Source organism: Ectopseudomonas khazarica (assembly GCF_004521985.1).
Classification (GTDB): domain Bacteria; phylum Pseudomonadota; class Gammaproteobacteria; order Pseudomonadales; family Pseudomonadaceae; genus Aquipseudomonas; species Aquipseudomonas khazarica.
Genome location: NZ_SBHZ01000014.1, coordinates 121,426 through 136,451 on the forward strand (window position 1 = coordinate 121,426; position 15,026 = coordinate 136,451).

At 64.5% G+C, this 15,026-nt stretch carries 13 protein-coding genes and 1 tRNA gene; 11 read left to right on the forward strand and 3 right to left on the reverse strand.

The window, feature by feature from the left end:
- Positions 1-25 precede the first annotated feature (25 nt).
- From EPK82_RS18405 to EPK82_RS18440, 8 genes are all read left to right on the forward strand, one after another.
- Positions 26-544 (forward strand): hypothetical protein, encoded by a 519-nt coding sequence (locus EPK82_RS18405; protein ID WP_037056873.1) that lies wholly within the window; start codon positions 26-28, stop codon positions 542-544.
- 5 nt (positions 545-549) lie between these two features.
- Positions 550-1,917, forward strand: a complete 1,368-nt coding sequence (locus EPK82_RS18410; protein ID WP_134677601.1) for a PelD GGDEF domain-containing protein — start codon at positions 550-552, stop codon at positions 1,915-1,917.
- Positions 1,895-2,884: a HEAT repeat domain-containing protein gene (locus EPK82_RS18415; RefSeq protein ID WP_037056857.1), complete on the forward strand. Its 990-nt coding sequence runs from the start codon at positions 1,895-1,897 to the stop codon at positions 2,882-2,884. The genes EPK82_RS18410 and EPK82_RS18415 overlap by 23 nt, the downstream gene beginning before the upstream one ends.
- Positions 2,881-4,407: a GT4 family glycosyltransferase PelF gene (gene pelF / locus EPK82_RS18420; RefSeq protein ID WP_134677602.1), complete on the forward strand. Its 1,527-nt coding sequence runs from the start codon at positions 2,881-2,883 to the stop codon at positions 4,405-4,407. Before EPK82_RS18415 ends, pelF begins: the two co-directional genes overlap by 4 nt.
- Positions 4,408-5,778 (forward strand): exopolysaccharide Pel transporter PelG, encoded by a 1,371-nt coding sequence (pelG, locus tag EPK82_RS18425; protein WP_047587640.1) that lies wholly within the window; start codon positions 4,408-4,410, stop codon positions 5,776-5,778. It begins immediately after the preceding gene.
- Between the two features lie 292 nt (positions 5,779-6,070).
- Positions 6,071-7,654 carry an aldehyde dehydrogenase (NADP(+)) gene (locus tag EPK82_RS18430; RefSeq protein ID WP_134677603.1) on the forward strand — a complete coding sequence of 528 codons (1,584 nt, stop codon included), beginning with the start codon at positions 6,071-6,073 and terminating at the stop codon, positions 7,652-7,654.
- A 255-nt stretch (positions 7,655-7,909) separates the two neighbouring features.
- Entirely contained in the window at positions 7,910-8,209 is a 300-nt protein-coding gene (locus tag EPK82_RS18435) for a YceK/YidQ family lipoprotein (RefSeq protein ID WP_134677604.1), read from the forward strand.
- Complete coding sequence (locus EPK82_RS18440) at positions 8,206-8,481, forward strand: hypothetical protein (protein WP_134677605.1); 276 nt, start codon at positions 8,206-8,208, stop codon at positions 8,479-8,481. Before EPK82_RS18435 ends, EPK82_RS18440 begins: the two co-directional genes overlap by 4 nt.
- 96 nt (positions 8,482-8,577) lie before the next feature.
- On the opposite strand, the gene EPK82_RS24810 is transcribed toward EPK82_RS18440, so the two are convergent.
- Together EPK82_RS24810 and EPK82_RS18450 are read right to left on the reverse strand one after the other, a co-directional pair.
- On the reverse strand, positions 8,578-8,754 hold the full coding sequence (locus EPK82_RS24810) for a hypothetical protein (protein ID WP_167494373.1): 177 nt from the start codon (positions 8,752-8,754) through the stop codon (positions 8,578-8,580).
- Between the two features lie 629 nt (positions 8,755-9,383).
- Positions 9,384-9,460: transfer RNA gene (locus tag EPK82_RS18450), tRNA-Arg, on the reverse strand.
- Between the two features lie 339 nt (positions 9,461-9,799).
- Between EPK82_RS18450 and gabD the strand changes: the two genes are divergently transcribed.
- Together gabD and gabT are read left to right on the forward strand one after the other, a co-directional pair.
- A complete protein-coding gene (gene gabD, locus EPK82_RS18455; protein WP_037052695.1) occupies positions 9,800-11,251 on the forward strand; it encodes an NADP-dependent succinate-semialdehyde dehydrogenase in 1,452 nt (483 codons plus the stop codon).
- A 188-nt stretch (positions 11,252-11,439) separates the two neighbouring features.
- Positions 11,440-12,720 carry a 4-aminobutyrate--2-oxoglutarate transaminase gene (gene gabT / locus EPK82_RS18460; RefSeq protein ID WP_037052697.1) on the forward strand — a complete coding sequence of 427 codons (1,281 nt, stop codon included), beginning with the start codon at positions 11,440-11,442 and terminating at the stop codon, positions 12,718-12,720.
- Between the two features lie 149 nt (positions 12,721-12,869).
- Here gabT and EPK82_RS18465 read toward each other — a convergent pair whose 3' ends face one another.
- Positions 12,870-13,229, reverse strand: a complete 360-nt coding sequence (locus EPK82_RS18465; RefSeq protein WP_037052698.1) for a cupin domain-containing protein — start codon at positions 13,227-13,229, stop codon at positions 12,870-12,872.
- Positions 13,230-13,484: 255 nt separating this feature from the next.
- Between EPK82_RS18465 and EPK82_RS18470 the strand changes: the two genes are divergently transcribed.
- Positions 13,485-14,978 (forward strand): aldehyde dehydrogenase, encoded by a 1,494-nt coding sequence (locus EPK82_RS18470; RefSeq protein ID WP_037052700.1) that lies wholly within the window; start codon positions 13,485-13,487, stop codon positions 14,976-14,978.
- Positions 14,979-15,026 lie beyond the last annotated feature (48 nt).

Consider the following 15,026-nt stretch of genomic DNA (forward strand, 5'->3'; position numbering starts at 1 on the left):
AAGGATTCTCAAAGGAGGAATGAAGATGCAAAGCATACGTTGCCTGGCCCTGGTGGCCATTGCACTGTTCGTCACGGGTTGCTCCAGTTTCAGCGGCGGCGGCAACCAGACGCTGCCGCGCGATGCCTCGTGGGGCGTCGCCCCGCTGGTCAACTATGCCCAGGCGCCGCAGGCCGGCGAGCGCGCCGAGCAGATCCTGATCAGCATCCTGGCTGAAGAGGGTGTGACCCCGCTGATGTACCCGCAGCAACCGCAGAAGGACCTGCTGCTGCAGGACGACCGTGAGCGTCAGAGCCAGGCGCTGGCCTGGGCGCGTGAGCAGAAGCTGGCCTACGTGATCACTGGTAGCGTGGAAGAGTGGCAGTACAAGAACGGCCTGGACGGCGAGCCGGCAGTCGGCATCAGCCTGCAGATTCTCGAACCGGCCAGCGGTCGTGTGGTCTGGAGTTCCAGTGGCGCACGCGCCGGCTGGTCCCGTGAGAGCGTTGCAGGTGCTGCCCAGAAAGTGCTGCGTAAACTGGTAGGTAACCTCGACTTCGAGTAATCACGATGCAGTCTGCCCACAAGGATTTCACTCTAGCGCCAAGGGCCAGCGGCCGCGTTTCCTGGTGGGAAAGCTGCCTGCTGACGCTCCTGGCCCTCGGTTTCGGCTACTGGCTGTCGCCGGCGGACCCGCTGCTCGTGGCAGCGTCGTTCCCCTGGATGATCCTGGTGCCGATACTGCTCGGCGTTCGCTACGGATTCCTCCAGGGGCTGTTCAGTGCGGCGCTGCTGATCGCGGCGCTGTTCGTGCTGCGCATCGCGGGGAACGAGCTGTACGCGGATACGCCAGCCTCCTTCATCGTCGGCATGCTGCTGTGCAGCATGCTGGTCGGCGAATTCCGCGACATCTGGGAACGCCGTCTGGAGCGTCTGAGCCTGGCCAACGAATACCGCCAGCTGCGCCTCGACGAGTTCACCCGTTCCCACCACATCCTGCGCATTTCCCACGACCGCCTGGAACAGCGGGTGGCCGGCAACGACCAGAGCCTGCGCAGCTCGCTGCTCAGCCTGCGCCAGCAACTGCGTGCGCTGCCGGGGGATCACGATGCGCTGAAGACGCTGGCCGATTCGGTGCTGTCGCTGCTCGGCCAGTACGGCTCGCTGCGGGTCGCGGGACTGTACCGGGTCATCGACAACCAGCGTATCGCCCAGCAGCCGCTGGCCGTGCTGGGGGAGATGGGCGAGCTCAAGGGCAACGACATCCTGCTGAAGCAGTGCCTGGAGCGTGGCGAGCTGGTCAGCGTGCGTTCCGACGTGCTCGATCGTGGAGAGGGCGGGCGCCATTCGATGTTGCAGGCCTGTGTGCCGCTGATCGACACCGAGGAGCGCATCCTGGCCGTGCTGGCCATTCAGCAGATGCCGTTCTTCATGTTCCATGAGCGCAGCTTCAGCCTGCTGGCCATTCTCGCCGGGCACATCGCCGACCTGCTGATGAGTGATGCGCAGGCCCTGCAGCTGCCGGATGCCGATGCCCAGCAGTATTCGCAGCTGCTCAAGCGCTCGCTCAGCGATGCGCGCGATCATGGCCTGCCGGCCAGCCTCTTCGCCTTCGAGCTGGCGGAGGACAACGGCGAGGAGGTCCAGCGTCTGCTGGAGAGCAGCCAGCGTGGTCTTGACGTGCAACTGAAGGTCATCAACGGGCGCGGCAGTCGCCTGGTGCTGGTCCTCCTGCCGCTGACGTCGGGCGAGGGCTCCAAGGGCTATCTGGTGCGTCTGAAGCAACTCTTCGCCGAGCGCTTCGGCCAGGGTCGCGAGCTGGAATCACTGGGTGTGCAGACCCATCGATTCCTCTTCGAAGGCGGCGACGAGCGCGATGCGCTGCGGCACTTCCTGTTCAACGAGTGTGCCCTGAATGATCAGCAAGTGGCTGTTTAGCGGCGCCGCGCTGCTCGAACTGGGCAGCTGGGCCAGTGCGGTCAGCGACCTGCCGGCACACCAGGCAGCGTTGCTGTATGCCTCCGCGCATGGCCTGGGCAGCGCCATGCTGACCGCCGGCATCTGGCTGCTGCTGCCACGCCGCTATCGCTTCCCGCTGCCGTGGAGCCCGCTGTTCATCTTCAGCCTGTCGTTCTTCATTCCGCTGATCGGCATGATCGGCGTCGCCCTGGCGCTGTTCCCCGCGCTCTACCTGCCGCGCAAGCGCAAGGTCCAGCCCTGGGAAGCGACGGCGGTGCCCGAGCTGCCGTTCCGCCCACGGGAGCGCACGCGCGAACTGATGTTCAGCGATGGCGGCCTGCAGGACGTGCTGCGCCACGCGCCGGACCCGGACCAGCGCCTGACGGCGATCTTCGCCACGCGGCGCATGCGCAGCAAGGAAGCCATCCCGATTCTCAAGCTGGCCCTGCGCGACCCCTCCGATGACGTGCGCCTGCTGGCCTACTCGATGCTCGACCAGCGCGAGAGCCGCATCAACCAGCGCATCGAACAGGCGCTGGCGAGCATGGAAAAGACCAAGGCCGAGCGCAAGTTCGCCCTGCATGGCCAGCTGGCGCGCTGGTACTGGGAGCTGGCCTACGTCGGCCTGGCCCAGGGCAGCGTGCTCGAGCACGTGCTGCAGCAGGCCTGGAGCCATGTCGGTACGGCGCTGCAGGGCGAGCCGAGTGGCGAGCTGCATCTGCTGGCCGGGCGTATCGCCATGGAACTGGGCAACCTGGACGAAGCCTCGTCCCAGTTCGAGCAGGCGGCGCAGACCGGCACGGGCGCAGCGCAGCTGGCGCCCTACCAGGCCGAGATCGCCTTCCGTCGGCAACGCTACGACGAAATCCCGCAGATGCTGGCCAGCATGCCGGCTGACATGTTGCAACGCCCCCCCTTCGCGGCATTGGCAAAATACTGGCTATGAGTGAGAAAACCACCGTTCCCGACGTGCGGAACGTCGATATCTGCCTGCTGCTCGAGGGTACCTGGCCGTACGTGCGCGGCGGTGTCTCCAGCTGGATCAACCAGCTGATCCTGGGCCTGCCCGAGCTGACCTTCTCGGTGCTGTTCATCGGCGGCCAGAAGGAGGCCTACGGCAAGCGGCACTACGCGATTCCGGACAATGTCGTGCACATCCAGGAGCACTTCCTCGAGGACGCCTGGAGCGCCATGCCCGCGACCAGCTCGCGGGCGACGCCGGAGCTCGCCGAGCTGATGATGGACGTGCACCGCTTCCTGCATTACCCGGAAGAACCGGGCAGCGAGCAGGGCGATGCCTTCGTCGACACCCTGGCGGTGGGGCGCATCGGCCGCGAGGCGTTCATGCAGAGCCGCGCCAGCTGGGACGCCATGGTCGATGGCTACACCCAGCACTGCGCCGACCCCTCGTTCGTCAACTACTTCTGGACGCTGCGCTCGATGCAGGCGCCGCTGTTCATGCTCGCCGAGGTGTCCCGGAGCCTGCCGCGGGCGCGCATGCTGCACTCCATCTCGACCGGCTACGCCGGCCTGCTCGGTAGCGTGCTGCAGCGCCGCTGGGGTTGCCACTACCTGCTCAGCGAGCACGGCATCTACACCAAGGAGCGCAAGATCGACCTGGCCCAGGCAGGCTGGATCGCCGAGAGCCCGGACGAGCGCCTGAGCACTGGCCTGGATGCGGAAGTCAGCTATATCCGCCGCCTGTGGATCCGCTTCTTCGAGCGCATCGGCCTGATCACCTATCGCTCGGCGCATTCGATCATCGCCCTGTACGAAGGCAATCGCCTGCGCCAGGTCAGCGATGGGGCGCCGGCCGAGCGTACCCGGGTGATTCCCAACGGTATCGACCTCGACAGCTGGGACCAGGCGCTGGCCAGCCGTCCCGAGGGCGTACCGGCGGTGGCGGGGCTGGTCGGGCGCGTGGTGCCGATCAAGGACGTCAAGACCTTCATCCGCGCCATCCGTGGCGTGGTCAGTGTCATTCCGGAGGCCGAGGGCTGGATCGTCGGCCCGGAAGAGGAAGACCCCGACTACGCCGCCGAATGCCACAGCCTGGTGGCGAGTCTCGGCCTGCAGGACAAGGTGCGTTTTCTCGGTTTCCGCCAGGTGCGCGAGGTCGTCCCGCAGCTGGGCGTGATGGTCCTGACCTCGATCAGCGAGGCGCAGCCGCTGGTGGTGCTGGAGGCCTGGGCGGCCGGTACGCCGGTGGTGACCAGCGACGTCGGCTCCTGTCGCGAGCTGGTCGAGGGCTTCAGCGAGGAGGATCGCCAGCTCGGCACGGCTGGCGAGGTGGTGGCGATCGCCGACCCCCAGGCCACCTCGCGGGCGATCCTCTCCCTGCTACGCGATCCGCAGCGCTGGCATGCCGCCCAGGCGGTGGGCCTCGAACGCGTGCGGCGCTACTACACCGAAGAACTGATGCTCGCCCGTTACCGCGAGCTGTACCGCGAAGGCACGGAGAGCGCGTAGATGGCCGGCATAGGTTTTGAACTGAGGAAGATCCTCTCCAAGGACTCCTACACCTCGACGATGCGCGCCTACCTGTATGCCGGCCTGATCAGCTCCGGCCCCTGGGTGCTGTCGATCATCAGCGTGATGCTCATCGGTGTGCTGAGCCTGGGGGCGGTGCTGCCGGAAACGCTGATCGGCCAGTTCCTGGTCACGGTGACCTACCTGATGGCCACGTCGCTGATCCTGACCGGCGGCCTGCAGCTGTTCTTCACCCGCTTCGTCTCCGATCGCCTGTTCGAGCGCCGCCTGGACATGATCCTGCCCAACCTGGTGGGCATCCTGCTGCTGGTCACGGTGTTCTCCGGGCTGCTGGCGATCGTCGTGCTGAGCCTGCTGTTCGAGCAGTCGTTCTCCTACCGCCTGCTGGTGATGGCCAACTTCGTCGTGCTCTGCAACCTGTGGCTGGTGATCATCTTCCTGTCGGGGATGAAGGCGTACAACCGCATCCTCGGGGTGATGTTTCTCGGCTATTCGCTGATGGTGGCATCGGCCTATCTGCTGCGCTTCCTGAACATCGACGGCCTGCTGCTGGGCCTGTTGATCGGCCACTCCAGCCTGCTGTTCATCTTCCTCTTCGACATCCTCCGCGAGTATCCGGCCGAGCGCCTGGTCGCCTTCGACTTCCTCAAGCGCCGCCAGGTGTTCATCAGCCTGCTGCTGACCGGGCTCTGCTACAACCTGGGCATCTGGATCGACAAGTTCATCTTCTGGTTCAACCCGACGACCTCGGAAGCGGTGATCGGCCCGTTGCGCGCCTCGATTCTCTACGACCTGCCGATCTTCCTCGCCTACCTGTCGATCATCCCCGGCATGGCCGTGTTCCTGGTGCGCATCGAGACGGACTTCGCCGAATGGTACGAGCGCGTCTACGACGCGATCCGGGGAGGTGAAACCCTGCAGCACATCGGCTGGCTGAAGGAGCAGATGATCCTGGCGATCCGTCAGGGCCTGATGGAAATCTGCAAGGTGCAGGGCCTGACGCTGGTGCTGCTGTTCCTGCTGGCGCCGCAGCTGCTGTCGTGGCTGGGCATCTCCCATTACTACCTGCCGCTGTTCTACATCGACGTGATCGGCGTGAGCATCCAGGTCGTGTTCATGGCCCTGCTCAACGTGTTCTTCTACCTGGACAAGCGCGCCATCGTGCTCGAACTGTGCGTGCTGTTCGTACTGGCCAACGGTGCGTTGACCCTGTTCAGCCAGATGCTCGGCCCGACCTTCTTCGGCTACGGCTTCACCCTGTCGCTGCTGCTGTGCGTGCTGCTGGGCCTGTACCGGCTCAATGACGCGCTGGAAGACCTGGAGTTCGAGACCTTCATGCTCAGTCGCTGACTGCGCAGCAGCTGCAAGACCTGCCGGCCCGCCAGAGGGCCGGCGCGCCCTTCGCTGCCGCGCTGCAGCGACGTTCCTCCATGCTTCGGAACTCACCGCCGCCACTGGGCAGGCTGTCGTGCCCGATCGCCTGCAGGAAAGCCGCGAGACTGCCGGGGGAGGACAAATACCTAAGTCATCACTTATCATACGTCCTACAACTGTGCAGACGGTTGCGAATCCCGGCATTGCCGCCGGGCTCATACAGTGTCCCGATGGCGCTCCGTTCGCCATCATCTGACAGGAGAACGCCATGCTGAGTCTGACTGGCCACAATTACATCGGCGGTGAGCGCCGTGCTGCGGGCACCGTGGAGCACAAGAGCCTCGACGCCAGCAGCGGTGAAGCGCTGCCCTACACCTTCATCCAGGCCACGCCGGAAGAAGTCGACGCCGCTGCCCAGGCCGCTGCCGCCGCCTATCCGCTCTATCGCAACCTGTCGGCCGTGCGCCGCGCCGAGTTCCTCGAGGCCATCGCCGACGAGATCGACGCCCTCGGCGACGACTTCGTCGCGCTGGTCACCCGCGAGACGGCGCTGCCGGCTGCCCGCATCCAGGGCGAGCGAGGCCGTACAAGCGGCCAGATGCGCCTGTTCGCCAAGGTCCTGCGTCGCGGCGACTTCTACGGTGCACGCATCGACCGCGCCCTGCCGGAGCGCCAGCCGCTGCCGCGTCCTGACCTGCGCCAGTACCAGATCGGCGTCGGCCCGGTCGCGGTCTTCGGTGCCAGCAACTTCCCGCTGGCCTTCTCCACCGCCGGTGGCGATACCGCGTCGGCCCTGGCGGCCGGCTGTCCGGTGGTGTTCAAGGCGCACAGCGGCCACATGGCGACCGCCGAGTGCGTGGCTGATGCGCTGATCCGCGCCGCCGAGAAGACCGGCATGCCCAAGGGCGTGTTCAACATGATCTTCGGCGGCGGCGTCGGCGAGATCCTGGTCAAGCACCCGGCCATCCAGGCCGTAGGCTTCACCGGTTCGCTGAAAGGCGGTCGTGCCCTGTGCGACATGGCTGCTGCCCGTCCGCAGCCGATTCCGGTGTTCGCCGAGATGTCCAGCGTCAACCCGGTGATCGTCCTGCCGGGTGCACTGAAGGCGCGCGGCGCCACCGTGGCCAAGGAACTGGCCGGTTCCGTGGTCCTGGGTTGCGGTCAGTTCTGCACCAATCCCGGCCTGGTCATCGGCATTCGCAGTGCCGAGTTCAGCGAGTTCGTCGCCGGGCTGGCCGATGCCATCGGCGCACAACCGGCGCAGACCATGCTCAACGCCGGCACCCTGCGCAGCTATGCCAACGGTGTGGCGCAGCTCAGCGGGCATGCCCGGGTCAGCCGCCTGGCAGGCAACGAGCAGGCCGGCAACCAGGCCCAGCCGCAACTGTTCAAGGCCGACGTCAGCATGCTGCTGGAAGGTGACCACCTGCTGCAGGAAGAAGTCTTCGGCCCGACCACCATCATCGTCGAAGTCGCCGACAGCGCCGAGCTGACCCGCGCCCTGCAGAGCATGCACGGCCAGCTGACCGCGACCCTGATTGCCGAACGCGACGACCTCGACGCCTTCCGCGACCTGCTGCCGCTGCTGGAAGTCAAAGCCGGCCGCGTGCTGCTCAACGGCTACCCGACCGGCGTGGAAGTCTGTGATGCCATGGTCCATGGCGGCCCGTACCCGGCGACCTCCGACGCCCGTGGCACGTCCGTCGGCACCCTGGCCATCCACCGCTTTCTGCGTCCGGTGTGCTACCAGAACTACCCGGACGATGTCCTGCCAGAGGCCCTGCAGAACGCCAACCCGCTGGGTATCCAACGCCTGGTCGACGGCGTGCACAGCCGTGACGCGCTGAGCTGATTCGAGCGCTGTAACGAACAATGCCGCACCTTTGGGTGCGGCATTGTTCGTTCAGGCGGTTGCAGTCTTACTTGGCGGCTGCCTGAGTTTTCTCCACCGCCTGGATGATTACCTTGGCGACATCGCCTGGGCGCCAACGCTGGGAGTGATCTAAGCCACATCTTCAGGCCGGAAGCGGTAGTCGAGGTTGTGGCCTGGCGGGCAGATGCGTACCCTGCTTTGCGGCCATGATGGCCTCGAATGGAAAAGGATTTCATGCTCAAACGCATTTATCGAATCTCCGCGCTGGCTATTCTAGTGAGCGCATTGTCTGGCTGCGGCACACTGTTCGGCCGATCATCTAGCAGCCATTTCGGGCCCGATTATTACTCCGGCACTGCCTACAACTTTGGCCTGCTGTTTGGCTCCGATGAACTCAATCGCGGCTACTTCCCGGCCACGCTCTGGTGCTGGGCATCGATAGCCTGCCCGGTGTTGACGGTTTATTCGATGCCGGTGGATTTCGTCGTCGATACTGCCATGCTGCCCCGTGATATCTACGAGGCAAGACGATGAACTCTGTCGCTTTGAAATGCCTGCGAGTATTCAGGGTCGCTCTTCCCGTACTGCTGACGCTGGGGTTTAACGACCTGGCGCTGGCCAGTTTCTCATATGGCAATCAGCGTCTTGCCGCCAGCGCAATTGATCTGCTGGCCAAATTCGTGTTTGCCTTCGTTGCGCTCACCGTCATTGGTGCCGTCGTGATGATCATCGGTGATATTCGCCGCTGGCTGCGTCGCAAGTCTGGAAAGGATCAACGCGAGGATGATCAACCCAGAGAGCTCTAGCCTGCCTGCGAATGCCCCGGTGCTGATGGGCAGCAACTGATAGTGTCGATAAGGCACAAGGCTAGGGTTCGACACCTGGGCCTTGTACTTTGTGGCCTAGTCTCCGCCTCCACCACCATCGCCGAAGCCTCCGCCCCCGAGGTCAGGGTTGGAATCCTGCCCGTTCAGACCGCTGCGCTTGCGCCGCTGCTGAGGTAATTTGGGCCTCGAGCGTTGCCAGGAATAAATCGAGAGCACCACGAAGGCGGTCACGATCAGCGTCAGAATTTCCATGCGCTTTCCTCCATCCTCTGCTGCTCATCTCGAGCACCTACGAACGCCTGATAAGGCCATTGCCGTCGCGATGTATGCACCATGAACGGTAAACCCTAGGGCGCGTAACGAGATGTGGCTCGTCTCTGATCTATGAGTCCGCTCTACTGCCTGGGTTCTATCGCGTTTCCAGGCCTTCATATGCCCTGACGTCACGATGTGATGCGCATCCAGCTATCAAGTTGTTCGCGGAGTTTGCGATACGCATCCTGCGACATCGGCCAGGAAGGCTCTGGCAGAAAGGGATTGCTCATGCTCAAACGCCTTCATCGAAGTCCGGCGCTGGTGTTCTGGGCGGTGCGCTCGCCGCTTGTGGCACGCTCTTCGAACGTACCAGCAGCAACGCCTTCGGGTACGGCCCGTGATGTTGGCCTGCGGTTCTGCTCAGGGGATCTCAAGCGCGGCTACTTCCCTGACACGCTCTGGTGCTAGGCATCTATTGCCTGTCGCATTCTCACTCTGTACTCGCTGCCGGCGGATATCGTCGTCGATACCGTTGCGCTGCCATATGGCATCAAGCAGGTTCACAACTGAGTCGCACCTGCAGAAACAAAAAGGCCCCAGGTTTTCACCTGGGGCTTTTCATTATCTGGCGCATCCGGCGGGATTCGAACCCACGACCCCTGCCTTCGGAGGGCAGTACTCTATCCAGCTGAGCTACGGATGCGTTGCGGGGCGCAATCATACGCATGTCGGCGGTTAGCGTCCATTGTGCATGAGTGTTCGTTATTTCAAACGAGCTTTACACTTTTTGCCCTGCCGAGGGCCCCTGTCACAAGTTTTTTGTCATTCTTTCGTCGATTTAGCCCCTCCGGGTATTGCCCTTTACCCGTGCCGATCCTAGGATTCGTTTGAGATTTCAAACGCAGTGTTCAGCTATTTCGAACCCTTCGCCAATCCGCCACTCTGAATCCATTATCTGGCCCACGTAGCGCTGTACGTTGCGTGGACCCTGCTCAATGACTCCACCCCCGACGCCTGGCGTCGGCATCTGAAGGAGACTGCCATGCAACTGCAAGACGCCCAACTGTTCCGCCAGCAGGCCTATATCGATGGCCAGTGGCTGGATGCCGACAGCGGCCAGACCATCGCCGTGAACAACCCGGCGACCGGCGAGATCATCGGTCACGTACCGAAGATGGGCCGCGCGGAAACCCGTCGTGCCATCGAGGCCGCCGAGAAGGCGCTGCCGGCCTGGCGCGCGCTGACCGCCAAGGAACGTGCGGGCAAGTTGCGTCGCTGGTTCGAGTTGCTGATGGAGAACCAGGACGACCTGGGTCGCCTGATGACCCTGGAGCAGGGCAAGCCGCTGGCCGAGGCCAAGGGCGAGATCGCCTACGCCGCCTCCTTCATCGAGTGGTTCGCCGAGGAAGCCAAGCGCGTCTACGGTGACGTGATTCCGGGCCACCAGCCGGACAAGCGCCTGATCGTGATCAAGCAGCCGATCGGTGTCACCGCCGCCATCACCCCGTGGAACTTCCCGGCCGCGATGATCACCCGCAAGGCCGGCCCGGCGCTGGCCGCCGGTTGCACCATGGTCATCAAGCCGGCGTCGCAGACGCCGTTCTCCGCCCTGGCCCTGGTCGAGCTGGCCGAGCGCGCCGGTATTCCGCAAGGCGTGCTGAGCGTGGTCACCGGCAGCGCCGGTGAAGTGGGTGGCGAGCTGACCGGCAACCCGATCGTGCGCAAACTGTCCTTCACCGGTTCGACCGAAATCGGTCGCCAGCTGATGGCCGAATGCGCCCAGGACATCAAGAAGGTATCGCTGGAGCTGGGCGGCAACGCGCCGTTCATCGTCTTCGACGACGCCGACCTGGATGCCGCCGTGGAAGGCGCGCTGATCTCCAAGTATCGCAACAACGGCCAGACCTGCGTGTGCGCCAACCGCATCTACGTGCAGGATGGCGTGTACGACGCCTTTGCCGACAAGCTCAAGGCAGCCGTGGCCAAGCTGAAGATCGGCAACGGCCTGGAAGATGGCACCACCACCGGCCCGCTGATCGACGAGAAAGCGGTAGCCAAGGTCCAGGAGCACATCGAGGACGCGCTGGCCAAGGGCGCCAAGCTGGCCCTCGGTGGCAAGCCGCATGCCCTCGGTGGCACCTTCTTCGAGCCGACCATCCTGGTCGACGTGCCGAAGAACGCCGCCGTGGCCAAGGAAGAGACCTTCGGCCCGCTGGCGCCGCTGTTCCGCTTCAAGGACGACGCCGAAGTGATCGCCATGGCCAACGACACCGAGTTCGGCCTGGCCTCGTATTTCTACGCTCGTGACCTGGGCCGCGTGTTCCGCGTGGCCGAGGCGCTGGAGTACGGCATGGTGGGGATCAACACCGGCCTGATCTCTAACGAAGTCGCGCCGTTCGGCGGCGTGAAGGCGTCCGGCCTGGGCCGCGAGGGTTCCAAGTACGGGATCGAGGATTACCTCGAGATCAAGTACATGTGCCTGGGCGGCATCTGATTCGGAAACCTGATGGTTTCCAGATGGGGGCAAGGTGCGAAAGAGCGCGCGGCGCCCCCGGTTGTACCGAGTAGAACCTGTTGCGTCCCCGCCGGCCCGGCGCAGTCGATCATCGTATGCTGCGCCGACCACCCGCCGGGGGCATTCATCCTTTCACCGAGCCGCCCGATGACGGCCATGAGGACACCATGAGCAAGACTAACGAATCCCTGTTGCAACGCCGCCAAGCCGCCGTACCGCGCGGTGTCGGCCAGATCCACCCGATCGTCGCCGAGCGCGCCGAGAACGCCACCGTATGGGACGTCGAGGGTCGCGAATACATCGACTTCGCCGGCGGTATCGCCGTGCTGAACACCGGCCACCTGCATCCGAAGGTGATCGCCGCCGTTCAGGAGCAGCTGGGCAAGCTGAGCCACACCTGCTTCCAGGTGCTGGCGTACGAGCCCTACATCGAGCTGTGCGAAGAGATCGCCAAGCGTGTGCCGGGCGACTTCGCCAAGAAGACCCTGCTGGTCACCTCCGGCTCCGAAGCCGTCGAGAACGCGGTGAAGATCGCCCGTGCCGCCACCGGCCGCGCCGGCGTGATCGCCTTCACCGGCGCCTACCACGGCCGCACCATGATGACCCTGTCGCTGACCGGCAAGGTGGTACCGTACTCCGCCGGCATGGGCCTGATGCCCGCCGGTGTGTACCGCGCCCAGGCGCCGTGCCCGCTGCATGGCGTGAGCGAGGACGAGTCCATCGCCAGCATCGAGCGCATCTTCAAGAACGACGCGCAGCCGCAGGACATTGCCGCGATCATCATCGAGCCGGTCCAGGGCGAGGGTGGTTTCTACGTCAACTCCAAGCCGTTCATGCAGCGCCTGCGTGCCCTGTGCGACCAGCACGGCATCCTCCTGATCGCTGACGAAGTGCAGACCGGTGCAGGCCGTACCGGCACCTTCTTCGCCACCGAACAACTGGGCGTGATCCCGGACCTGACCACTTTCGCCAAGTCCGTTGGCGGCGGTTTCCCGATCTCCGGCGTGTGCGGCAAGGCCGAGATCATGGACAAGATCGCCCCCGGCGGCCTGGGCGGCACCTACGCCGGCAGCCCCATCGCCTGCGCCGCGGCCCTGGCCGTGCTCAAGGTCTTCGACGAAGAGAACCTGCTGCAGCGTTCCAACGCCGTGGGCGAGATGCTCAAGGCCGGCCTCAATGCCATCGCCGCCAAGCACAAGGTGATCGGTGACGTACGTGGCCTCGGTTCGATGGTCGCCATCGAGCTGTTCGAAGGCGGTGACCACGACAAGCCGGCGGCCGAGCTGGTCGGCAAGATCGTCGCCCGTGCACGCGAGAAGGGCCTGATCCTGCTGTCCTGCGGCACCTACTACAACGTCATCCGCTTCCTGATGCCCGTCACCATCCCTGACGCGCAGCTGGAAAAGGGCATCGCCATCGTCGCCGAGTGCTTCGACGAGCTGGCCTGAGCCGCGTCTGTCATACCTGCGCCCGCGGCTCGCCAGGCCGGGCGCCCCTGAGACCCGCCTTGTGCGGGTCTTTTTTTGCCGGTACGGCGGGCAGAAAAAGGCCCGCACAAGGCGGGCCAAAGGGTGACAAGCAACAGGAACCGGGGCGCTTAACTGGGCTCGAAGATCACATAGACCTTGCGGCAGGTTTCCAGGACTTCCCAGGTGCCGGAGAAGCCGGCAGGAATCACGAAGCGGTCGCCGGCGCGCACGGTCTTGGCGTTGCCATCGGCATCACGCAGTACGGAAACGCCCTGGAGGATCTCGCAGTACTCGTGCTCGGTGTAGCTCACCGTCCACTGGCCGACAGCGCCTTCCCAGATGCCGGTGCTGAACTGGCCGCAGGGGCTGCTGTAGTGGTTGCGCACGCTCTGCTCGGGGTCACCCTTGAGCACTTTCTCCTGGGCTGGACGATAGTGTTCGGGGGCGGTGTTGGCCTGGGCGAAGTCGACGATCTGCTCGATGTTCATCTGGCGTATCCATGGTGATCGGTGGCGACGAGCGCACGGCCTGGAGGGGCCGCGACGGGAGTAGCGTGGCGGCAGTCTATGTTTAATAAAACGAACATGACAAGGCTTTTTGCACGACTTTGTCAAAAATATTGAAAAGCCCCAGCCCAGTGGTTTAGTGTGGCGCACAGGATTTGGCCAGCGAACTGGCCTTGCAGAATTATTGACAGTGCGCGCCTGAACAAGGCGCCACTTCCACCTTATGAGGATGCCGGAATGACTAGCCTGACTCGTGCCGACTGGGAACAGCGTGCCCAGAACCTGACCATCGAAACCCGCGCGTTCGTGCAGGGCGAGTACCGCGATGCGGAGTCGGGTGCCACCTTCGAGTGCATCAGCCCGGTCGATGGCCGCCTGCTCGGCCTGGTGGCCAGCTGTGACCAGGCCGACGCCGAGGTGGCGGTCAAGAACGCCCGCGCCACCTTCGACTCCGGCGTCTGGTCGCGCCTGGCGCCGGCCAAGCGCAAGAAGGTGATGATCCGCTTCGCCGAACTGATCGAGGCGCATGGCGAGGAGCTGGCGCTGCTGGAAACCCTCGACATGGGCAAGCCGATCAGCGACTCGCTGAACATCGACGTGAGCAGCGCGGCCAATGCCATCCGCTGGAGCGGCGAGGCCATCGACAAGATCTACGACGAAGTCGCCGCCACCGCGCATGACGAGCTGGGCCTGGTGACGCGCGAGCCGGTCGGTGTGGTCGCGGCCATCGTGCCGTGGAACTTCCCGCTGCTGATGACCTGCTGGAAGCTCGGCCCGGCGCTGTCGACCGGCAACTCGATCATCCTCAAACCCTCCGAGAAGTCGCCGCTGACCGGTATCCGCATCGCCCAGCTGGCCATCGAGGCCGGTATCCCGGCCGGTGTGTTCAACGTGCTGCCGGGCTTCGGCCACACCGTTGGCAAGGCGCTGGCCCTGCACATGGATGTCGACACCCTGGTGTTCACCGGCTCGACCAAGATCGCCAAGCAACTGATGATCTACGCCGGTGAGTCGAACATGAAACGCGTCTGGCTGGAAGCCGGCGGCAAGAGCCCGAACATCGTCTTCGCCGACGCGCCGGACCTGCAGGCCGCTGCCGAGTCCGCCGCCAGCGCCATCGCCTTCAACCAGGGCGAGGTGTGCACCGCCGGTTCGCGCCTGCTGGTGGAGAACGCCATCAAGGACAAGTTCGTGCCCATGGTGGTCGAGGCGATCAAGGCCTGGAAGCCGGGCAACCCGCTGGACCCGGCCACCAATGTCGGCGCGCTGGTCGACACCACGCAGATGAACAATGTGCTGGCCTACATCCAGGCCGGCCACGAGGACGGCGCCAAGCTGGTGGCTGGCGGTAGCCGGGTGATGGAAGAGACCGGCGGTACCTACGTCGAGCCGACCATCTTCGACGGCGTGAGCAACGCCATGCGCATCGCCAAGGAAGAAATCTTCGGCCCGGTGCTGTCGGTGATCGGTTTCGATACCCAGGAAGAAGCGGTGGCCATCGCCAACGACACCATCTACGGCCTGGCCGCCGCGGTATGGACCAGCAACCTGTCGCGTGCCCACCTGGTCGGCAAGGCGCTGCGTGCCGGTAGCGTGTGGATCAACCAGTACGATGGCGGTGACATGACCGCACCGTTCGGTGGCTTCAAGCAGTCCGGCAACGGCCGTGACAAGTCGCTGCATGCGTTCGACAAGTACACCGAACTGAAAGCGACCTGGATCAAGCTGTAAGGGCAGCGGGGCGTCTTCTCCGGCGTTGGCCCGGAACAAGGTCGGCGG